Origin of the sequence: Nitrospira sp. BLG_1 (genome assembly GCF_047338595.1) — a bacterium.
GTDB lineage: Bacteria > Nitrospirota > Nitrospiria > Nitrospirales > Nitrospiraceae > Nitrospira_D.
In genome coordinates, this window is record NZ_JBLFBO010000093.1 from 1 (window position 1) to 3,522 (window position 3,522).

Consider the following 3,522-nt stretch of genomic DNA (forward strand, 5'->3'; position numbering starts at 1 on the left):
GGCGCGGGAGGCGGCAGCATCTCGTTCGAGACGCCCAACACGCACGACGCTCCTGTGCAGGCAGGTTTGACCGGTGCCGGAGCAACAGGCTCCGCCGATGTGGACAGATCAGCAGGGCGGCATCCGCCCCATGGAGAGCAGATGTTGACGGTGACTTCAGCAGAGGCGTTGACAGGAAGAGCCAGCAGTCCCATTATGAATAATATGGCCAACATCGCAAGACCTCCTCGGAGGTTGATGGAAGATGATGTATCTACCAATACGATAATCTCCGTTGTGGTTCCCGTCAAGGGGGGCAAGATGGAAAGGAGGGCAGTATGGCGTATGGAGTAGGGCAGGGATTCAACGAAGGTGTCCAGAATATATCCAGGATGATCTTGCCAGCGATGCAGCAGCGGAATGCCATGAAGCTGTACCGTGACCGGCTGGCGTTCGGGATGGGCTGGGACGGCACTCCGTTAGACAGGACCACTCCGTTGAGTGGAGGGGGTGCGGTCGTGGGAGGGCCAGCGACGGGCGTGAGGAGAGATGGCAGCGGAACGCCCTATCAAGTCACGCGAGAAGCAGCGCCGACCAGCTTTATGGGACGAATGTTTCAACGGCGCAGTGGGCCGGAATACGGCAACCCGTCCATGCCGAGACCGATGCCGATGGCAATGCCGACGAGTGGGCAGAGTTTGGCACTCGCCAGGCAGCCGAGTGCTCTGCCGAACATGCCCAATCCGATGTGGAAGCCGCAAGAGCCAGTGGCGCGACCTCCGATCATAAAGCAGCCACGGACCTTTGGGGAGCCGATGTATCGGTACCTGCGGATGGATGGGGAATAAGAAAGGAGCGCGACAATGGGTGCATTAGCGTTACTTCGAGGAGAGCGGTACGCGGCGAATCCAGGCAACGAGTTCTCAGCCGAGGCTCGACCGATGGGGGTCGCGCCGGCGGGAGGACCCTCTACGGGTGGGATGCCTCAAGCCCAACCAGAACAGCCGAGCCAGTCGAATGCGTTAGCCCTCGTGCCTGACAACGAAGAGGAGACCATGCCGCAGGCCATGCCGACTCAAGCGATGGGGCAGCCGACGGCGATGACGGTGGCGTCACCGGAAGATCAGCAACCGCAATACCCCGAGTGGTTCGACGACGAACAAAAAAAGCTGTACGAACGTGGAAAACGGATTCGTCAAAACTATCAGAGGGCCGTTGATCTACGACGGCAACGCCGACGGGCCGACCGGGAATATAGCAAGCTGTACAATTCATTCGAGAAAAATAAGGAAGCCCATGACCGGTTGGAACATTTCCAGAAAGAGTATCCTGACATGTTCAGGCCCGATGATCCTCGAACGCTGGGCATGATTCGGCAACAGATGATGCATCTCAATGAGGCCAAGGTGACCAGGGATAAGCTGGTGAAGATGCTGCAACAGAACGGTGTCAAGCTGGGTCCCAAGGGCCAGATCCCGGATTCCCTCTATGGTGATGCGGATGACGAGGACAGGAAGTTTGACCAGTTTGCGAAGCAAGGCCTGATGGATGCCATGTTCTCACGGGACGACGACTATTGATCCATGCCGACCCTTGGAGAGTGGGACAGTTGGTTAGAGCGGTCGAAGGCCAAGTTCGCACCGTATGAAGTGCCCGAGGAGGAGCGTGAACAGGTTCTTTCCGAAGGGGAGGTCGGACAGTATCCAGGCGACAACCCCGAGCCGTTCCTGAAGTCTGGCCGCAAGGAGTTCTCCAAGCTCAAGGCTGATCGGCTCGCACTCACCGATCAGGTCAACAAGGCACGCGCCAAAGAAAAAGAACTCCATCCCTACCCTAAGTTGGAACGGGCCTTTTCCGCCGTCACCGGCAGCGTCCCGTCGTTCCTGAGTCCTGACGTTCCTGCTCCTGAACTCCCTGCTCCGCCTACGCCAGACGCGGTGGTCGCTCCCGCGCAGCGACCGATGCCGGAATCGCCACAGGCTCAACGTGCACCGTCCATCAGCTCATCGGCTCAGCAAGTCCCCCTCTCCGATTCTCCTCCACTTGGCACACGCCAGGATGATCGGTTTGGCGTGCGGCCAGTGCCGCCTTTGGACGTGCGCGGAATGCAGCGCACCATGCAGAAGAAGTCTGCTGATCTGACGAGACGGCGCAAGGAACTGGATGATTTGCAGGGACAACTCGATAAGGTGAATCCGCAGTTTCAGATACGGACCGGCCAATACCCAACCTTGACGGACGAGGAACGTGAACAGTACGACGTGACGCGGAACGTCTTCAATCAAAAGGCGCAAGAGTTCAATGCGCAGCGCGACGAATACAACCGACTGACGAAGCAGTTCAATAAGAAAATCGATGCGCGTGCGCGGCAGCAAGTCACGCCACAGATCAGGCCAACAATTGATCGGTTCGGGTCGTCAATGGACTTCGGGACGCCCGATACGGTTGTGCAGAATCAGGCCGCCGCGACGCCGAAGCCACGCAGTTTCGGCGAGGCCTTAACGCTTGCGACCAACAATCTCTTTCAAGGCGCGGCAGGCATTCCAGCCGATATCCTCAAATCCATTGCGATTGCGTCGAAAGATGTCGATGCGTGGTTGCCGGAAGCCTTGAAGGACAAGCGGCCAGTGGAAGATCGTCTCACCTACAAGATGGGCCAGGCGGTCGAACGTGTCGCGAAACGGGCGTTTCCATCAGATCCAGAAAGTCAAAAGGAGTTTATTGTCGGCGTATTGCCTCAAGCGGTCGGCAGTATGGCGGCGTTCATGACGGGCGGTTTGGTCGGCGCGGCGACGAAATCTCCGGCTCTCGTGGGTGGCGCGATTTCTTCTCTCATGGGAGCAGGTGCGCAAGGGACGCAACAGTATGAGGAAGCCAAGTCCTTTGGGGCAGATGAGCCGACGCAACGGAAAGCCTTCTGGCTTGGGTCGGCAGTGGGGTCTAGCGAATCGCTCCCAATCGCCGGACTCCTGAACCGGTTCAATAAAGCGACGGGTGGAGGATTCTTCAAGGTCCTGAAGGAGTCCGGCGTCACCGCAGCTCAGGAATTCATTCAGGAATGGGGGCAACAGGTCGGCAGTAACGCGATCGCCAAAGAACTCTACGATGAAAATCGAGGCCTATTGGAAGGGGCAGGCATTTCTGGCGCAGCGGGCGGGGTAACAGGAGCCGTGACGGGGCTCTTGTCCGGTGTCATTGCCGGGAGGAAGATCAGGAAGCAGCAACAGGCCCATGAAGGCAAGGCGACGGAATCGCCGTTTGTGGAGGAATCACCGCTCCGAACCACTCCCCTCAGGATGCCGCAGCCGATTCAGCCGTCAATCCAACAGACTGTCCCGCTATCGCCCTCGCCGCATGACCTCATCGCCTCCATTCCCTCGGAGTTGACAGTCTCGCAGCGTCCACCGTTCTTAATCAAGCAGACTCAGCCTGTTGCGCAACCGGTACCGACTCCTGAATCCGTCATGCTGTCGCAGCCTCAACAAGTCGCCCCACCCGTGACGGTGACGCCAGAGACCGGGCCTGAACCGATGCCGCTTCCGC

3 protein-coding genes and 1 pseudogene are annotated in these 3,522 nt (G+C 58.6%); 3 read left to right on the forward strand and 1 reads right to left on the reverse strand.

All coding sequences use genetic code 11. The annotated features are described in order from the left end of the window. Positions 1 to 215: hypothetical protein (locus ACMTNU_RS20260; RefSeq protein WP_413937107.1), on the reverse strand; the 215-nt coding region annotated here is incomplete at its 3' end. Between the two features lie 102 nt (positions 216 to 317). Between ACMTNU_RS20260 and ACMTNU_RS20265 the strand changes: the two genes are divergently transcribed. The 3 genes and pseudogenes from ACMTNU_RS20265 to ACMTNU_RS20275 form a co-directional block, all read left to right on the forward strand. Then, positions 318 to 827, forward strand: coding sequence for a hypothetical protein (locus tag ACMTNU_RS20265; RefSeq protein ID WP_413937108.1), 510 nt, complete (start codon positions 318 to 320; stop codon positions 825 to 827). Between the two features lie 15 nt (positions 828 to 842). Next, positions 843 to 1,559, forward strand: coding sequence for a hypothetical protein (locus tag ACMTNU_RS20270; protein WP_413937109.1), 717 nt, complete (start codon positions 843 to 845; stop codon positions 1,557 to 1,559). A gap of 3 nt (positions 1,560 to 1,562) precedes the next feature. Continuing rightward, positions 1,563 to 3,522 (forward strand): annotated as a pseudogene (locus ACMTNU_RS20275) (hypothetical protein); the annotation flags it as partial.

What these genes read in the sequence shown, in the direction of transcription:
- ACMTNU_RS20265 (WP_413937108.1), top strand. Translation starts at nt 318, where the DNA reads ATGGCGTATGGAGTAGGGCAGGGATTCAACGAAGGTGTCCAGAATATA.
- ACMTNU_RS20270 (WP_413937109.1), top strand. Translation starts at nt 843, where the DNA reads ATGGGTGCATTAGCGTTACTTCGAGGAGAGCGGTACGCGGCGAATCCA.